Annotated in this window: 11 protein-coding genes and 2 pseudogenes; 3 read left to right on the top strand and 10 right to left on the bottom strand. The window is 71.9% G+C overall.

All coding sequences use genetic code 11. The annotated features are described in order from the left end of the window. Positions 1 to 164 precede the first annotated feature (164 nt). Complete coding sequence (locus tag AOQ53_RS26125) at positions 165 to 1,310, bottom strand: serine hydrolase domain-containing protein (RefSeq protein WP_059420910.1); 1,146 nt, start codon at positions 1,308 to 1,310, stop codon at positions 165 to 167. Continuing rightward, positions 1,307 to 3,886, bottom strand: coding sequence for a M14 family zinc carboxypeptidase (locus AOQ53_RS26130; RefSeq protein WP_059420923.1), 2,580 nt, complete (start codon positions 3,884 to 3,886; stop codon positions 1,307 to 1,309). Before AOQ53_RS26130 ends, AOQ53_RS26125 begins: the two co-directional genes overlap by 4 nt. 178 nt (positions 3,887 to 4,064) lie before the next feature. Between AOQ53_RS26130 and AOQ53_RS26135 the strand changes: the two genes are divergently transcribed. Then, positions 4,065 to 4,889: an EI24 domain-containing protein gene (locus AOQ53_RS26135; protein WP_059420912.1), complete on the top strand. Its 825-nt coding sequence runs from the start codon at positions 4,065 to 4,067 to the stop codon at positions 4,887 to 4,889. On the opposite strand, the gene AOQ53_RS26140 is transcribed toward AOQ53_RS26135, so the two are convergent. Then, positions 4,843 to 6,126 carry a pyroglutamyl-peptidase I family protein gene (locus AOQ53_RS26140; RefSeq protein WP_059420913.1) on the bottom strand — a complete coding sequence of 428 codons (1,284 nt, stop codon included), beginning with the start codon at positions 6,124 to 6,126 and terminating at the stop codon, positions 4,843 to 4,845. The two genes, AOQ53_RS26135 and AOQ53_RS26140, sit on opposite strands and share 47 nt — an antisense overlap. Before the next feature lie 107 nt (positions 6,127 to 6,233). Further along, positions 6,234 to 6,758 (bottom strand): annotated as a pseudogene (locus AOQ53_RS26145) (TetR family transcriptional regulator). A gap of 181 nt (positions 6,759 to 6,939) precedes the next feature. Here AOQ53_RS26145 and AOQ53_RS26150 point away from each other — a divergent pair. Then, a complete protein-coding gene (locus tag AOQ53_RS26150) occupies positions 6,940 to 9,372 on the top strand; it encodes a beta-glucosidase H (protein ID WP_059420914.1) in 2,433 nt (810 codons plus the stop codon). 154 nt (positions 9,373 to 9,526) lie between these two features. Here the strand turns inward: AOQ53_RS26150 and AOQ53_RS26155 are convergent, their stop codons facing one another. After that, positions 9,527 to 10,414 (bottom strand): SGNH/GDSL hydrolase family protein, encoded by an 888-nt coding sequence (locus AOQ53_RS26155; RefSeq protein WP_059420916.1) that lies wholly within the window; start codon positions 10,412 to 10,414, stop codon positions 9,527 to 9,529. A 259-nt stretch (positions 10,415 to 10,673) separates the two neighbouring features. Between AOQ53_RS26155 and AOQ53_RS26160 the strand changes: the two genes are divergently transcribed. Then, on the top strand, positions 10,674 to 11,168 hold the full coding sequence (locus tag AOQ53_RS26160; RefSeq protein WP_059420918.1) for a DUF3145 domain-containing protein: 495 nt from the start codon (positions 10,674 to 10,676) through the stop codon (positions 11,166 to 11,168). A 78-nt stretch (positions 11,169 to 11,246) separates the two neighbouring features. Here the strand turns inward: AOQ53_RS26160 and fabF are convergent, their stop codons facing one another. From fabF to fasR, 5 genes and pseudogenes are all read right to left on the bottom strand, one after another. After that, positions 11,247 to 12,518 (bottom strand): beta-ketoacyl-ACP synthase II, encoded by a 1,272-nt coding sequence (gene fabF / locus AOQ53_RS26165; RefSeq protein WP_059420919.1) that lies wholly within the window; start codon positions 12,516 to 12,518, stop codon positions 11,247 to 11,249. 86 nt (positions 12,519 to 12,604) lie between these two features. Then, on the bottom strand, positions 12,605 to 12,853 hold the full coding sequence (locus tag AOQ53_RS26170) for an acyl carrier protein (protein ID WP_003989952.1): 249 nt from the start codon (positions 12,851 to 12,853) through the stop codon (positions 12,605 to 12,607). 81 nt (positions 12,854 to 12,934) lie between these two features. Next, on the bottom strand, positions 12,935 to 13,936 hold the full coding sequence (locus AOQ53_RS26175; protein WP_059420920.1) for a ketoacyl-ACP synthase III: 1,002 nt from the start codon (positions 13,934 to 13,936) through the stop codon (positions 12,935 to 12,937). Positions 13,937 to 13,952: 16 nt separating this feature from the next. Continuing rightward, on the bottom strand, positions 13,953 to 14,909 hold the full coding sequence (locus AOQ53_RS26180) for an ACP S-malonyltransferase (protein WP_059420921.1): 957 nt from the start codon (positions 14,907 to 14,909) through the stop codon (positions 13,953 to 13,955). An 89-nt stretch (positions 14,910 to 14,998) separates the two neighbouring features. After that, positions 14,999 to 15,780: pseudogene (gene fasR / locus AOQ53_RS26185) on the bottom strand (fatty acid biosynthesis transcriptional regulator FasR); the annotation flags it as partial.

A 15,780-nucleotide genomic window follows, 5' to 3' on the forward strand; every position in this document is an offset into this window, starting at 1 on the left:
GGGGTACCCCCAGAGCACGCACCGGACGCCGCTCCTTGACGGGCGAACGTTGCCTGCCGGGGCACTAGGTGTGCTGTTCGGAGAGGTTGGTGACGCGGCTGGCTGGGGTGTGTCCGCAAAGTCCCGCCTGCCCTGCGGGCGGACGACGGGACTTTCCACACGCCTTAGAGGGCGAGCGCCGCCCTGTGGACCGCCAGCGCCAGGCGGTCGTTCTCCGGGGCCGCGCCGCCCGGGAAGGCGAAACGGCGGCGCGTGTAGCCGTACGCGAGGCCGCTCCACGGATCCGCGAAGGCCTGTGAGCCGCTCGCGCCGCTGTGCCCGATCGTCCCGGCGCCGAGGAACGGGTGCGCCACGTCAGCCGTGATCTGGAAGCCGAGTCCGAACGACCTGTGGGCACGTGCCACCAGGTCGTAGCCGACCGAGTGGAACTGGCCGAACTCCGCCACCGTGTCCGGCTTCAGCAGCGGCGCCCGCTGGTCCACTTCGCTGATCGCCGCCGCGTACATCCCGGCCAGGCCCCGCGCGGACGCCACCCCGCCCACCGACGCCGGTCCCTTGGCGCGGATCAGCGGCATGTTGGGCAGCGAGGCGAGGTCGGTCGGCTCCGACGCGTTGCGGTTGTAGGCGATCGAGGCGAGCGTGTGCGGACCCGTGGGCGTGGCGTCGAGGAGGGCCTGCTGGTCCGGCGTCGGCGCCATCGGCTGGGTGGTGCGGAAGCGGGGCTCCTGGGGCGCGGGCAGGCCCAGGTGGAAGTCCAGGGCGTACGGGGCGCGGATCCGCTCCTGGTAGACCTCCTGGAGCGTGCGGCCCGTGGCACGGCGCACGACCTCGCCCACCAGCGCCCCGCTGACCATCGCGTGATAGCCGAACGCCGTGCCGGGGCGCCAGAACGGCCGCTGGTCGGCGAGGCGTTCGGCGAGCTGGCGGTCGTCGGCCAGCTCCGCGAGGGTGAAGCCGGAGTCCGTGCCGACCACGCCCGCCCGGTGCGCGAGCAGGTCGCGCAGGGTCAGCGCGCCCTTGCCCTCGGCCCCGAACTCCGGCCAGTAGTACGTCACCTTGCGGTCCAGTTCGAGCGTGCCGTCCTGCACGAGGAGGGCCACGACCAGGTAGGCGGCGCCCTTCGTGGAGGAGAACACGCCGTAGAGGGCGTCCGCGTCGGTCCCCGCCCACAGGTCGACCACCTTGCGGCCGTGGACGTAGGCGCACAGCTGGCCCTCGTAGTCGGCCCGTTCCCCGGCCACGAACGCGGCGAACTCCTCGCGCACCCCCTCGAAGCCGTCGGCTATGGTGCCGTGGATCTCCTGCGTCATCCGCTCTCCTCAACTGAACCGCTGTGTGCCACTGTGAACAATGCCCTTGCCACCTGCGGGAATTCCCCCTTGGGGTGGGCCCGGAAGAGTGGTTCGGTGCCGAACAGGACCGTCCGGCCGCCGCTGACCACCGAGGCCCGTCCCGCTGCCGCCGCGGGGCCGCCGGTGCCGTCCCGGAGCGGGCGCCAGTGCCCGGAGACGAGCGGATTCCCGGTCGCGTACGACTGCTCCACCCGCACGCCGGGGCCGAGGTCGGTGAACCACAGCGGGGCGTAGACGAAGGCGTGCGCGGGAGCGTCGCGCGTGATGCGGCCGGTGTTCTCCGTTCGTACGACGCCGTTCGCGTCCGTGTTGCCCTCGACCGGCTTCACGGCCAGCCGGTCCGCCGCCGCGTTCAGGGCCGCTCCCCTCGCGCCCCGGCCGACCAGGCCGTGGTCGTCGAGGAAGGCGTTCAGGGCCCTGCGGGCGGGGGCGGTCAGGGCGGCGTGGTCCAGGCCGGCGGACACGAACAGCACGTCCGTGCCGGACCAGTCGAAGCCGGAGTTCAGGACGGCCGTCGAGACCGGCGTGACGTCGAAGTTCATCTCCCGCAGGGCGAACAGCTCACCCGGCGTGACGGCGGCGGCGACCCGGAGGCGGTGCAGGGGTGTGCCGCCGGAGAGGCGCGTCGCCGTGAAGGAGACGTCGTGCGTGCGGGCGGCCGCGGCCGCCTGGCGGCGGGCCGAGGCCGGGACGATCGCGCTGCCGCCCGGTCCCTGGCGTACCCGAACACCCTGCTGGAGGAGGGAGTTGAGGGCCGCGATCTCGCGCGGGTCGGTCAGGCGCAGGCGGAGGTTGCCGTCGGCGGCCGTGTGGGCGACGGGGGCCGCCTCGGTGACCTGGCGCAAGGGCGCGCCCCGCAGGCTGCCCGACGGTACCTGCTCGACCGTGGCACCCCACAGGCGGCCCAGGCTCCAGCCCGAGATGTCGTACATCACCGACACCTTGCCGCTGATGTCCCGGCCGTCGGCCAGCAGCACGTTGGCCATGCCGCGCTTGGGCTGGTGCATGTCGACGACGTACGAGCCCCTGGGATACGTCCGTCCGGCGAGCCGGAAGGGGTGTGTGGCCCGGGTGACGCGGACGTCGTTGGCCAGGAGGTGGTCGACGAGGCGGGCCGCCGCCGGGGCCGAGCGCTGGGTGCGGGAATCGCCGGGCGGGATGACGTAGGCGCGCGGGAAGTTCGTCGTGTAGACGTCCTCCGGTCCGATGCCGGGGACGCCGGGGGCCGTCTCCGGTGACACCGGTACCTGCGGGGCGCCGGCCGCGCCGCGGCGGAAGACCTCGATCTGGTCGGCGGTGAGCGAGGTGCGGTGCTCTTGGACGTGCTTCAGGGTCGCGCGGATCGCCGCGCCCGCCACGGCCGTGTTGACCGCCGAGCGGCGGCGCAACTCCGCGACGGGGAGTTCGTCGTACTCCTCGTTGTTCACCGCCAGCGGGATCTCCACCGTGTGCGCGGCGACCGTGCCGTGGAAGGCCGCGTACTGCGGGGTGAAGATCGGCGGCCAGTCGTCCCAGCCCTCCTCCTGGTCGCGGAACGGGATCTGGACCGGCTCCACGCCGTCCTTCGCGGACGTGTAGCCGAGGGCGTTGACCGCGGACTCCATGCCGAGAGCGTTGGCGTAGCTGTTCTTCAGGAAGAGGTCGTACTCGTAGTTCTCGCCGTGCGGGGGAGTGGTGGGCTCGATGAGGGTGCCGTTGACGTAGCCGTGCAGGTCGAGCAGGACGGCCGGCTGCTTGTCGAGTTCGATCTGCCGCATCGCGCGGGTCTCGGGCTGCGAGGCGGTGACGAAGTCGCGGTTCAGGTCGAAGCCGCCGGCGTTGGCGCGGGTGCCGGCGATACGGCCGTCCGGATTGGCCGTGATGTTGAAGTACAGGCGGCTGTGCGCCAGGAGGTCGCGGGTCCTGGCGTCCTTCGCCGTCGCGAGTTGCTCGACGATCTTCAGGGAGGCGTCCGTGCCCTCCCACTCGTTGCCGTGGATGTTGCTGTTGACGAAGACCGGGGTCTTGTAAGCGCGCTTGATCTCAGGGGACTTGGCGGCCGCCGCGGGCGCGTTCTCGATCAGCTCGCGCATGCGCTCCTGGGCGCGGGCCTGGCGGGTGGTCTCCGGGGCGGTGACGGTGACGAGGTAGAGGCGGTGGCCGCCGGCCGAGCGGCCGGTCACCTCCACGCTCACCCGGTCGCCGAGGCGTTGCAGGGCGTTCAGCTTCGGGGCGATCGCGTGGTACGGAGTCAGGCCCAGCTTCAGGGACTTGTCGCCGGCGTTCTCCGGATCGGGGGAGAGGATCTGGCGGCGCGGGTAGCCGCGGGCGGGCGCTGCGGTGGAGGCCGCGGCGGGTGTCTGAGCGGCCAGTGCGCGCCGGGCCGCGCTCGCGGGAGCCTGTGCCGCGCGGTCGTCCACGGCGGCGCCCTCACGGGTGACGGGCTTCGGGTCCGCGCCGGCGGTGTCGGGACCCTGCAGAAGTGAACCCGCCGTGGCGAGCGTGAGGGTGACGATCAGTACAGGTCTCGCAGGAACGGTTCTCGTGGTGCGCACGCGTACCTCCAACGGGGGTTCCTGAGATCGGTACGGCGAGGTGTACCGGTTCGACTCAACGGCAACAAGGCCGCCTTGGTGTCACCGATGACCCGGATGGCCCTTCCCGGGCGACCTGTGACATCGGTGTGACCGGAGCGCGTCAAGGGCGCGACACCAGCACCGATAGGGTTTTCCCATGCGCGATCTCGGGGTTGGTTTCCGGTACCTGCTGAAGGGCCAGCGATGGGTGGCCCGGCACGGCAAGAGTTACGGCTTCGGGCTGCTCCCGGGCCTGATCACCCTCGTCCTGTACGCGGCGGCGCTCGTCGCGCTGGCGCTGTGGGGCGAGGATGCCGTCGCCTGGGCGACTCCGTTCGCCGACGACTGGTCCAGCCCGTGGCTCGGGCTCTTCCGCGGTTTCCTGACCGCGGTGCTGTTCGCCCTCTCCCTGCTCCTCGCCGTCGTGACGTTCACCGCGGTGACGCTGCTGGTCGGGCAGCCCTTCTACGAGAACCTCTCCGAGAAGGTCGACCGGGACGTGTCCCCGGACGGCCACGCTCCCGAGTCGGGCCTGCCGCTCTGGCGGGAGTTGTGGATCTCCGCCCGGGACAGTCTCCGGATCGTCGTACGGGCCGCCCTGTGGGGCGTGCTGCTGTTCGCGTGCGGTTTCATCCCCGTCGTCGGCCAGACGGCCGTACCGGTGATCGGGTTCTTCGTCACCGGGTTCTTCCTCACCGAGGAACTGACCGCCGTCGCCCTCCAGCGCCGCAGCGTCGAACTGCGCACCCGCCTCGGCCTGCTCCGCTCCCGCAAGACCCTGGTCTGGGGCTTCGGCACGCCGCTGGCCGTGGCCTTCCTGGTCCCGTTCGTCGCGGTGTTCCTGATGCCGGGCGCGGTCGCCGGCGCCACCCTCATGGCGCGGGAACTGCTGGGCGAGGAGATCCAGGAGGACGGCGCGGAGGGCGACGAGGCCGTCACGACTCTTCCGCAGTCACCCTCAGGATCGTCCTCACCTGCGTGATGATGTCCAGCCGGTTCCGCACGAACTCCGGGTCGGTGACCTCAGTGGTGTTCCCGGCGCCGAACTGGAGCACGGGCGTGTGCACATGCCCGCCCGGCAGGACGTCGTGCAGCCCCAGCCGGTCCCGCAGCAGCGTCGCCCGGTAGGCGATCTCGTTGGAGAGGTAGTCACCGCCGCCGCCCGCCCGAGCGGTCGAGCCGGGAGTCGGACCCTCCGGGCGCACGACGGGCTCGGTGCCGCCGCCCGCCGGGATCTCGGTGACAGCGGTGTTGTCGTACACCGGGAAACGGCCGGTGTCGGCGGCCACGATCGCCCGGTACGGCAGCGTGGTCGTCGTCCACTGCGGCTGCGAGGCCGGGTCGGTGACGGGGACGGTCTCGGTGCGGCCGATGTTGTCGTTGTCCGCGAAGCCGCCCCGCCAGGCCCCGTTGGTCCGCTCCACGTCGAACCGCCCGACCCGGCCCTGGCTCACGGTCGTGAACAGATCGACCTTCGGCAGGTACGGCCGCAGCGTGCGCTCCACCGTCCCCTCCGTGAAGTCCCGCCAGCGCACCGGGAACACGACCGCCTCGATCCGGGCCGGGCCGTCCGCCGTATCGATCACCGTGCCGTCGAGGGCGAGCGCCGTGGCACCGGACGGGTTGGAGATACGGATGTCCCGGTCCAGGGTGAACGGGTCGAAGCCGGTGACCAGGATCCGCTTCAGGCTCTTGCCGTGCGGGTAGCGGAGGGCCGTCTGGCCGCGGGAGTTGCGCTCCAGTTCGTCCAGCAGAGCCGCCCGCTGACCGGCCGTGAGACCGAACTCCGGCTCCCAGGCACGCACTTCACGCGTCATGCCGAGCCGCGCCCAGTACAGCGGCCGGTCGTCGTCCCGGCTGAGGCCCGCCCGTCGCCCGCCACCACCCTTCCAACGAAGCGCTTCGCGCCCTTCATATTCCGCCGGACCACGCCCCTGCGCCCGGTCGACGGCCCGCCGCCACAACTGCGCACCCTGGTGCGCGACGATCCGGCGGGCCTGCGCGTAGGAGCGGGCCTCGTCGAGCGCCCGGGCCAGCCGCGGGGCCACGGTGTCGAATCCGGAACGGCGCAGGATCTCCCGCGGGACGGCTCTGTCGAGCCGCTGCTCCTCGACGGTGGGGGAGGGGGCCGCCTCGGCGGCGCTCGCGGCCGTCGGGACGGTGAAGCCGGTCAGCAGCGCGAGACCGAGGACGCCGAGGCGAACGCGTATGAAATTCAAGGGGTTCAAGCCTTCCGTCGCGGTGGGGGGCGATTGTCACGTGCCGGACCGCGGCAGTATCGCGTGGCGGAAGTGATCCACGCCATGGGGCGGGACCCGCGTGGCGATCAGCCGGTGCTCTCGCCCAGCAGCGTCAGGAAGTCCCGGAAGGCGAGACCGTGACCGACTCCGGGTCCAGCAGCCACTGGTACTGGAGGCCGTCCAGGACCGTCACGAGGAGGGGCGCGGCGCGCTCGGGGGTTGAGGCCGCTCGGCAGGCGCTCGCCGTACTCGGCGCGCAGCACCTCGGCCAGGGCCGAGCGGACCCCGGTGTGCGCTCCGTGAAGTACGCGCGCGCCGGATGGCCCTCCGTGACGCTCTCGCCGAGCAGCGCCGAGAAGGTCTGGATGATGGCGGGCCGCACCGCGTTGTACTCGACGAGCGAGGCCGGCAGGTCCAGCCGCAGCCGGCCGGCGGGCGTCGCGTCCCAGCGGTCCCGGTCCCGGTCCCGGAGCACCGCGACCAGCAGCGCCTCCTTGGTCGGGAAGTGGTGCAGCAGCCCCTCCTGGGTGAGCCCGACCCGCTCGGCGACCGCGGCCAGGCTCGCTCCCCGGTGACCGCGCTCGGCGATCACCTCCAGAGCGGCGCGCGATCTCAGCGCGCCGTGCCCTCTGTTGCGGCTGAACCGCCGCCGCTCTCGCGGACGTGGTTGCTCGCCGTGAGGGTTGCTCAATCAATGGTTGCGGTCCCGAGTTCTTCGCATGCTGCCGAGGCAGGATTGGGACGTTCATCGACTTCGACCGGGAGGCCGACGTGGCGGAGACAGCACAGGCGATGCAGGACGCGGCCCGCGAGGTCGCCGTCGAGGCGGCCCTCGGCAGACTCGGCCTGGACGCCAAGACACGGCTGCTGGCCGGCCAGGACATGTGGAGCCTGCCCGCCCTGCCGGAGGCCGGACTGGCCTCACTGGTCATGTCCGACGGCCCGATCGGCGTCCGCGGGGTGCACTGGAGGGCCGACGACCCGTCCGTCGCCCTGCCCTCGCCGACCGCCCTCGCCGCCACCTGGGACCCGGGGCTCGCCCACCGGGCCGGCGTGCTGCTGGCCCAGGAGGCCCGCCGCAAGGGCGTCCACGTCCTGCTCGCCCCCACGGTCAACCTGCACCGCTCCCCGCTCGGCGGCCGCCACTTCGAGGCCTACAGCGAGGACCCGTATCTCACGGGGCGGATCGGCGCCGAGTACGTCCGGGGCGTCCAGTCCGGCGGCGTCGGCACCACCGTCAAGCACTTCGTCGCCAACGACGCCGAGACCGACCGCCTCACGGTGAACAACCTCGTCGGCGAACGCGCCCTGCGCGAGCTCTACCTGGCCCCCTTCGAGGCGATCGTGGAGAACGCCCACCCCTGGGGCATCATGACCGCCTACAACACGGTCAACGGCACGACGATGACCGAGCACCACTACCTGGTCAACGAGGTCCTGCGCGGCGAGTGGGGCTTCGACGGGATCAACGTCTCCGACTGGACCGCCGCCCGCTCCACCACCGGCGCCCTCGCCGGCGGCCTCGACATCGCCATGCCCGGCCCCCGGACCGTCTACGGCGAGGCGCTCGCGCAGGCCGTACGGGACGGCGAGGCGGACGAAGCCCAGGTCGACGACGCGGTCCGCCGGGTCCTGCGCCTCGCCGCCCGCGTCGGCATCCTGGAGGGCGCCGAACCGGCCGTCACCGACCTGCCCCAGCCCGTCCACGGCGAGGGGCTCGCCCGCGAGATCGCCCGCCGCTCCTTCGTTCTCCTCCGCAACGAGAACGGCGCGCTGCCGCTGAAGCCGTGCAGGATCGCGCTGATCGGCGCCGCCGCCCGCGACGCCCGCGTCCTCGGCGGCGGCTCCGCCACGGTCTTCCCCGCCCGGACCGTCTCCCCGCTCGACGGCCTCACCGCCGCCCTCCCCGACGGGAGCCTCACCTACACCATCGGCGCCGACCCGAACACCGAACTCCCCGTCGCCGAGCAGGGCTTCGCACTGCGCGCCGTCTGCCGCGACGGCGAGGGCACCGTCATCGGCACCCGCTCGGCCGCCGGCGGCCACATCCAGTGGATGGGCGACGACCTCCCGGACGGCGTCACCCACGAAACCCTCGCGACCGTCGAGCTGACGGGCACCTTCACCCCGCGCGAGACCGGCACGCACACCTTCGGCATCAAGGGCCTCGGCCCCTTCAGGCTGACCGTCGCGGGCACCACGTACTTCCACGACGTCCAGCGCCCCGCCGAGGACGGCGACCCCTTCGCGGCCTTCTTCGGCGCCCCGGTGCCCCGCGCCCGGGTCGAACTGACCGCGGGCGAACCGGTCGAGGTCTCCCTGACCTACGCCGTCCCGCCGCCCGACGGCCACCCCATGCGGACCATCGGTTTCACCCTCGCCCACCAGGACCCGCAGCGCGACCCCGACGAGCTGATCGCCGAGGCCGCCGCGGCCGCCCGGGCCGCCGACACGGCCGTCGTCGTGGTCGCCACCACCGACCGCGTCGAGTCCGAGGGCTTCGACCGCACGGACCTGCGCCTGCCCGGCCGCCAGGACGACCTGGTCCGCGCCGTCGCCGCCGCCAACCCCGACACCGTCGTGGTCGTCAACTCCGGCTCCCCGGTGGAAATGCCGTGGCGCGACGACGTCGCCGCCGTGCTCCTCACCTGGTTCCCCGGTCAGGAGGGCGGCGCGGCCCTCGCGGACGTGCTCACCGGCGCCCACGAGCCCGGCGGCCGCCTGCCCACCACCTGGGGCTCCCTGGCCGACGCCCCGGTCACCCAGGTCGTCCCCGACAACGGCGAACTCGCCTACGACGAGGACGTCTTCATCGGCTACCGCGCCTGGGAGAAGCAGGGCCGCACCCCCGCCTACCCCTTCGGCCACGGCCTCGGCTACACCGACTGGACCTACGAGTCGGTCGAGGTCGAAGGCGCCGCCGACGCGACCACCGCCAAGGTCCGTCTCCGCAACACCGGCGACCGCCCCGGCCACGAGGTCGTCCAGCTCTACCTCGCCCCGAGCGAGCCCGACCCCACCCGCCCGGCCCGCTGGCTGGCCGGCTTCGCGGGCGTGGACGCCGGACCCGGCGAAAGCGTCGAGGCGACCGTCGCACTGCCGCGCCGGGCCTTCGAGGTCTGGGACCAGACGACCATGTCGTGGTCGTTTGTGAAGGGTTCGTACGAGATCCAGGTGGGGCGCTCGATCACGGACCGCAGGATCACCGCCACGATTAACGTCTGATCCGGGACAAGTTCCCCACCGAGCAGCCCCGGTCCGGGACCTGACCCCTGGACCGGGGCTCGTGGTCCGCCCGTCCGCGGTCCGGGCGCGTACGTCCGCCACCACGTTCCCGGCCCGGCAGGTCCCGGTCCGGCACCCCGACGGACTGCACGGGTCAGGGCCGCTCCGCCGTGACGGTCCGGTACGCGATCTCCGCCAGCCGGGCCTGTCCGTTCACGCTCGGGTGGAAGTAGTCCCAGCGGCTCAACTGGGCGGTGCCGAAGCGGTAGTCGTACACCGCGTCCCCGTCGTAGCGGCACCGCTCGTCCTTGGCGCAGACCTCCTTCAGGACCTTGTTGTAGTCCTCCACCCGCTTCTGCACCGTGTTCCGCCGCAGGTTCGCCGCCGAGTCCAGGGCGTCCGCGTCACCCAGCATCGACGGGCAGATACCCAGCTGCCAGATCTGCTTGCCCATCGGGCTGATGCGGCCCTCGGACCACAGCCGCTTCAGGTTCGGCACGCTCGCCACGAACACCTGAGCTTTGGGCAGCGCCTTGCGCAGGGAGCGCAGGGAATCCTCGAAGTCGGCGCGGAACTCGGTGACCGGGGTCATCGCCGACGGGGTGGCCCGGCAGGCGTCGTTCGCCCCCACCATCACCGTCACCAGCTGCGGCTTCCGCCGCACCGCCTGGGCGATCTGCCCGGGCAGGTCCGCCATCCGCGCTCCGGTCACGGCGTAGTTCCAGCTCCGCTCCGCGGCCCCGGCCCGCCCCAGCAGCCGTACGGCGAGGGAGTCCACCTCGGGGCTCGCACCGGTCGCCCAGGACGCCTCCGGACAGTCCGACAGCACGTCACAGGCGTCGAAACCCCGCGTGATGGAGTCACCCACGGCCGCGAGGGAACTCGGGCTGCGGTCCCAGAGAGGCGTGGGCTTCGGGGACGGCTTGGCGGTACCGGACGGGGCGGGGGAGTCACCGCCGACGGCATCACACCCGGCGACCCCCAGGGCAGCCGCCACGGCCACGGCAAGAACGACCCGTGAGCGGTGGCTTCGCTTCCGCATCCCTGGTCCTTCCCCTCGCCGCGCCCTGCCTGTCTCCCCAACCAATAACAACGCACGAGGGTTCCCGACCGGTCAGGTGCAACGGCTCACACCCGTACAAGCGTCCCCCTGGGTGAATGGCGGGCGTTTCCCGGCCCCGGGAGCGACCGTACGTCACACTCCTTGCGTCACCGCACGGTAGCCTCGCCATCAACGTGACCCGCCCGGTCACAGCCGTTCCGCCCGTTTCCAAGATGTCCCGCTCTGCCCGGAGGTTCCGGTGACGACACGTGGAGTTCTGTACGTGCACTCGGCGCCGCGCGCGCTGTGCCCGCACGTCGAGTGGGCCGTCGCCGGGGTGCTCGGTACGCGCGTCAGCCTGGACTGGATCCGTCAGCCCGCCGCCCCGGGCACCTGGCGCTCGGAGTTCTCCTGGCAGGGCCAGGTCGGCACGGCGTCGAAGCTGGCGTCGGCGCTGCGCGGCTGGCACCTCCTCCGCTTCGAGGTCACCGCGGAACCCTGCCCCACCGCCGAGGGCGAGCGCTACAGCTGCACTCCCGACCTGGGCATCTTCCACGCCGTCACCGGCATCCACGGCGACATCCTCATCCCCGAGGACCGCCTGCGCGCAGCCCTGCAACGCAGCCAGCGCGGCGAAACGGACCTGGAGGCCGAGCTCAACAAACTCCTGGGCAAGCCGTGGGACGACGAGCTGGAACCCTTCCGCTACGCGGGCGAAGGTGCCCCGGTCCGCTGGCTCCACCAGGTGGTGTGATCACCTTTCAGCATGCGTGAAGGGCCCTCACCGCTCGGTGAGGGCCCTTCACGTCGTACGGGTGGGAGGCGGGCCTTCTCAGATCGTCCGGAACGCCAGCACCACGTTGTGCCCACCGAACCCGAACGAGTCGTTCAGCGCCGCGATACGGCCTTCGACGGGCAGCTTCCGAGCCTCACCCCGGACGACATCGGCATGCGCCTCGGCCTCCGGGTCGAGGTTCTCCACGTTGATCGTGGGCGGAGCCACCCGGTGATACAGCGCGAGCACGGTCGCGACCGTCTCGACACCACCCGCACCACCCAGCAGATGCCCGGTCATCGACTTCGTCGCGGACACCGCGAAGTGGTCGGCGTGGTCACCGAACACCTTCCGCAGCGCCTTCAACTCGGCGATGTCACCGGCCGGCGTCGACGTCGCGTGCGCGTTGACGTGCACGATCTCCGCAGGGTCCAGGTCGGTCCGCTCCAGCAGGTTCTGGAGGGCGTGCGAGATGCCCCGCCCCTCCGGCTCCGGCTGCACGATGTCGTGGCTGTCGGCGGAGATGCCCTGCCCGACGGCCTCGGCGTACACCCGGGCACCGCGCTTGGCGGCGTGCTCGGCGGACTCCAGGACGACGACACCGGCGCCCTCGCCGAGGACGAAGCCGTCACGGGCCACGTCGTAGGGACGCGACGCACCCTGTGGGTCGTCGTTGTTCTTGGACATCGCCATCATGTTGCCGAACGCGGCGATGGGCAGCGGGTGGATCGCCGCCTCCGTACCACCCGCGACGACGACGTCGGCACGGCCGGTGCGGATCATCTCGATGGCGTAGCCGATGGCCTCGGCGCCCGAGGCGCAGGCGGAGACCGGCGTGTGCACGCCCGCCCGGGCACCCACGGCCAACCCCACGTTGGCCGACGGGCTGTTGGGCATCAGCATGGGCACGGTGTGCGGGGAGACGCGGCGGACGCCCTTCTCCTTGAGCACGTCGTACTGGTCGAGCAGCGTCGTCACGCCGCCGATGCCGGAGGCGATGACAGCGCCGAGCCGGTCCGGGTCGACGGCCGGGTCCTCGCCGGCCTTCGCCTCGAAACCGGCGTCCGCCCAGGCCTCCTTGGCCGCGACCAGCGCGAACTGCGCCGAGCGGTCCAGTCGGCGGGCCTGCGGCCTCGGGATGACCTCGGTCGGCTCCACGGCGACCGGGGCCGCGATGCGAACCGCCTGCTCGGCGGCCCAGTCCTGCTCCAGGGGCTTGACACCGGAACGTCCGGCGACGAGGCCCTCCCAGGTAGAGGCTACGTCGCCACCCAGCGGTGTGGTTGCGCCGATACCGGTGACGACCACGGTGCGATTGGTCGAGCTCACGGGAATTCTTTCTCCAACGGATCCGAGGATTAAGCGGCGCCACCGCCGGGTGGCGGGGCAGTCAGCCCAAAGGCCTGATCGGTCGATCAGCCCTGGTGCTTGAGGATGTAGTCGGTCGCGTCGCCGACGGTCTTGAGGTTCTTGACGTCCTCGTCCGGGATCTTGACGTCGAAGCGCTCTTCGGCGGCGACGACGACCTCGACCATGGACAGCGAGTCGACGTCCAGGTCGTCGGTGAAGGACTTGTCCAGCTGGACGTCCTCAACCGGGATGCCGGCGATCTCGTTCACGATCTCGGCGAGACCGGCGACGATCTCTTCCTGAGTGGCGGCCATGTCGGCGCTCCTTCGTAGATGTTCCAGAGGGTGTGGCAGGTGTTTCTCCGGTGCCGGACCGCATGATCCGGCACGGAGTGCCTAGGGGAGGGTAACGACAGTCGCGGCGTAGACGAGACCCGCCCCGAAGCCGATGACGAGCGCGGTGTCGCCGCTCTTCGCCTCGCCGGTCGCCAGAAGCCGCTCCATCGCGAGCGGGATCGAGGCGGCCGAGGTGTTGCCGGTGGTGCGGATGTCACGGGCGACCGTGACGTGCTCCGGCAGTTTCAGCGTCTTCACCATCGAGTCGATGATCCGCACGTTGGCCTGGTGCGGGATGAAGACATCCAGGTCGTCCACGGTGATCCCGGCCGCGTCCAGCGCCTGCTGGGCGACCTTCGCCATCTCGAACACGGCCCAGCGGAACACCGCCTGGCCTTCCTGGGTGATCGCGGGGAACTTCTCGACCGTCCCGTTCCGGTAGTCCGTCCAGGGCACGGTCTGCTTGATGGTGTCTGACTTGTCGCCCTCCGAGCCCCACACGGTCGGGCCGATCTCGGGCTCCTCGGACGGGCCGACCACGACCGCTCCGGCGCCGTCGCCGAACAGGAAGGCCGTCGCCCGGTCCTCCAGGTCGGTCAGGTCGCTCAGCCGCTCGACGCCGATCACCAGGACGTACTCCGCCGAGCCCTCGACGATCATGCCCTTGGCGAGCGTGAGGCCGTAGCCGAAGCCCGCGCAGCCCGCCGAGATGTCGAAGGCGGCGGCCTTGTCGGTGCCCAGCTTGTCGGCGATCTCGGTGGCGACGGCCGGGGTCTGCTTGAAGTGCGAGACGGTGGAGACGATCACGCCGCCGATCTGCTCGACGGAGATGCCCGCGTCCGCGATGGCCTTGCCGGAGGCCTCCAGCGACATCGCGGCGACGGTCTCCTCGTCCGAGGCCCAGTGCCGCGTCTCGATGCCGGAGCGCGAGCGGATCCACTCGTCGGACGACTCGATCGTCTCCAGGATCACCTCGTTCGGCACGACCCGGGTCGGGCGGTAGCCGCCGACGCCGAGGATGCGCGCGTACGGGGCGCCCTTGCTGGGCTTGATCTTCGCCATGCTCTCCGGCTCCTTGTCAGGCACCCGCCGCGTCAGCGGCAGGTGTCGGCGCCTCGGCGATGAGCTCGCGAGCCGCGTCGAGGTCGGCGGGGGACTTCAGTGCCAGCGTCTTCACACCGGGCAGGGCACGCTTGGCCAGCCCGGTGAGGGTCCCGCCGGGGCACACCTCGATCAGGGCGGTGACGCCGAGCTCCTTGAAGGTCTCCATGCACAGGTCCCAGCGGACCGGGTTGGCGACCTGGCCGACCAGACGGTCCAGCACCTCGGTGCCGGCGGCGACCGCCTGCCCGTCCTTGTTGGAGACGTAGGTGACCTTCGGGTCGCCGGGCGTGAGGGCCTCGGCGGCCTTCGCCAGCGTGTTGACCGCGGGGGCCATGTGGTGGGTGTGGAACGCGCCGGCCACCTTCAGCGCGACGACCTTGCGCACGCCCTCGGGCTTGTCCGCCTCCAGCGCGGCGAGCTGCTCCTTGGTGCCGGCCGCGACGATCTGGCCCGCGCCGTTGATGTTCGCCGGGGTCAGGCCGAGCTTCGTCAGGTGCGGAACCGTCACTTCGGGGTCGCCGCCGAGAAGGGCGGCCATGCCGGTCTCGGTGACGGCGGCGGCCTCGGCCATGGCGAGTCCACGGGTGCGGACGAGGCGGAGCGCCTCCTCGTGGGGGAGCACTCCGGCGAGCGAGGCCGCGGTGATCTCGCCGACGCTGTGCCCGGCGATGGCACCGACCTTCCGCGACAGCTCGGCCGGGTCGTCGAACAACATGGACGCGGACGCCAGTCCGGCCGCGACCAGGAGCGGCTGGGCCACCGCGGTGTCGCGGATCTCCTCCGCGTCGGCCTCGGTGCCGTAACGGATCAGGTCGAGTCCCGCAGCGTCCGACCAGGCCTCAAGGGCACCGCGGACACCGGGGAAGTCGAGCCATGCAGTCAGGAAGCCGGGCGTCTGAGCGCCCTGGCCGGGAGCGACGAGTACGAGCACTCTCACACTCTCTCTTGGGGACGGGCACGGCCGCCCGTGGGGACAGGGACGAAGAACACGAGGGGGTTTTGTCGAGCCCCGACAAAACCTTAGGGCTGGAGATCTCCATCGACCAGACGCCCCAGGATCAGCGCGATCCGCAGTGTGAACGCAGAGCGTACATCGGAGGGTGACCAACCGGTGACGTCAGTCACACGTCGAAGCCGGTAGCGAACGGTGTTGGGATGGACGAACAGCATCCGGGCGGCGCCTTCGAGGCTGCTCGCCTGTTCGAGATAGACGCTGAGCGTCTCCAGGAGCGCGGCACCGGCCTCCTCGAGCGGTCTGTAGATCTCCTCCACCAGCTGCTCACGGGCCGAGGGGTCGCCGGCCATCGCCCGCTCCGGAAGCAGGTCGTCCGCCAGCACCGGGCGCGGGGCGTCCTGCCAGGCGGAACACGCCTTGAGGCCCGCCGCCGCGGCCTGCGCGGACCGGGTCGCGGCCAGCAGGTCCGGCACCACCGGGCCCGCCACGACCGGCCCGGCCGCGAACGGGCCGATGAGCGACTTGGCGACGGCCAGCGGGTTGTCACTGCCGCCCGCGATCACGACCAGACGGTCACCGAGCACCCCGGTGAGCACTTGGAGCTTGGCGTGCCGGGCGGCGCGCCGTATGGCCTCGACGGTCAGTTCGCTGTCTCCGTCGGGCGCCGTACCGAGCACCACACACACGTGCTCCGGCGAGTTCCAGCCGAGGGCGGCGGCCCGCGAGACGGCTCCCTCGTCGGCCTCGCCGCTGAGCACGGCGTTCACGACCAGGGACTCGAGGCGGGCGTCCCAGGCACCGCGCGCCTCGGCGGCCTGCGCGTACACCTGGGCGGTCGCGAAGGCGA

It is taken from the genome of Streptomyces azureus, assembly GCF_001270025.1.
GTDB classification, from domain to species: domain Bacteria; phylum Actinomycetota; class Actinomycetes; order Streptomycetales; family Streptomycetaceae; genus Streptomyces; species Streptomyces azureus.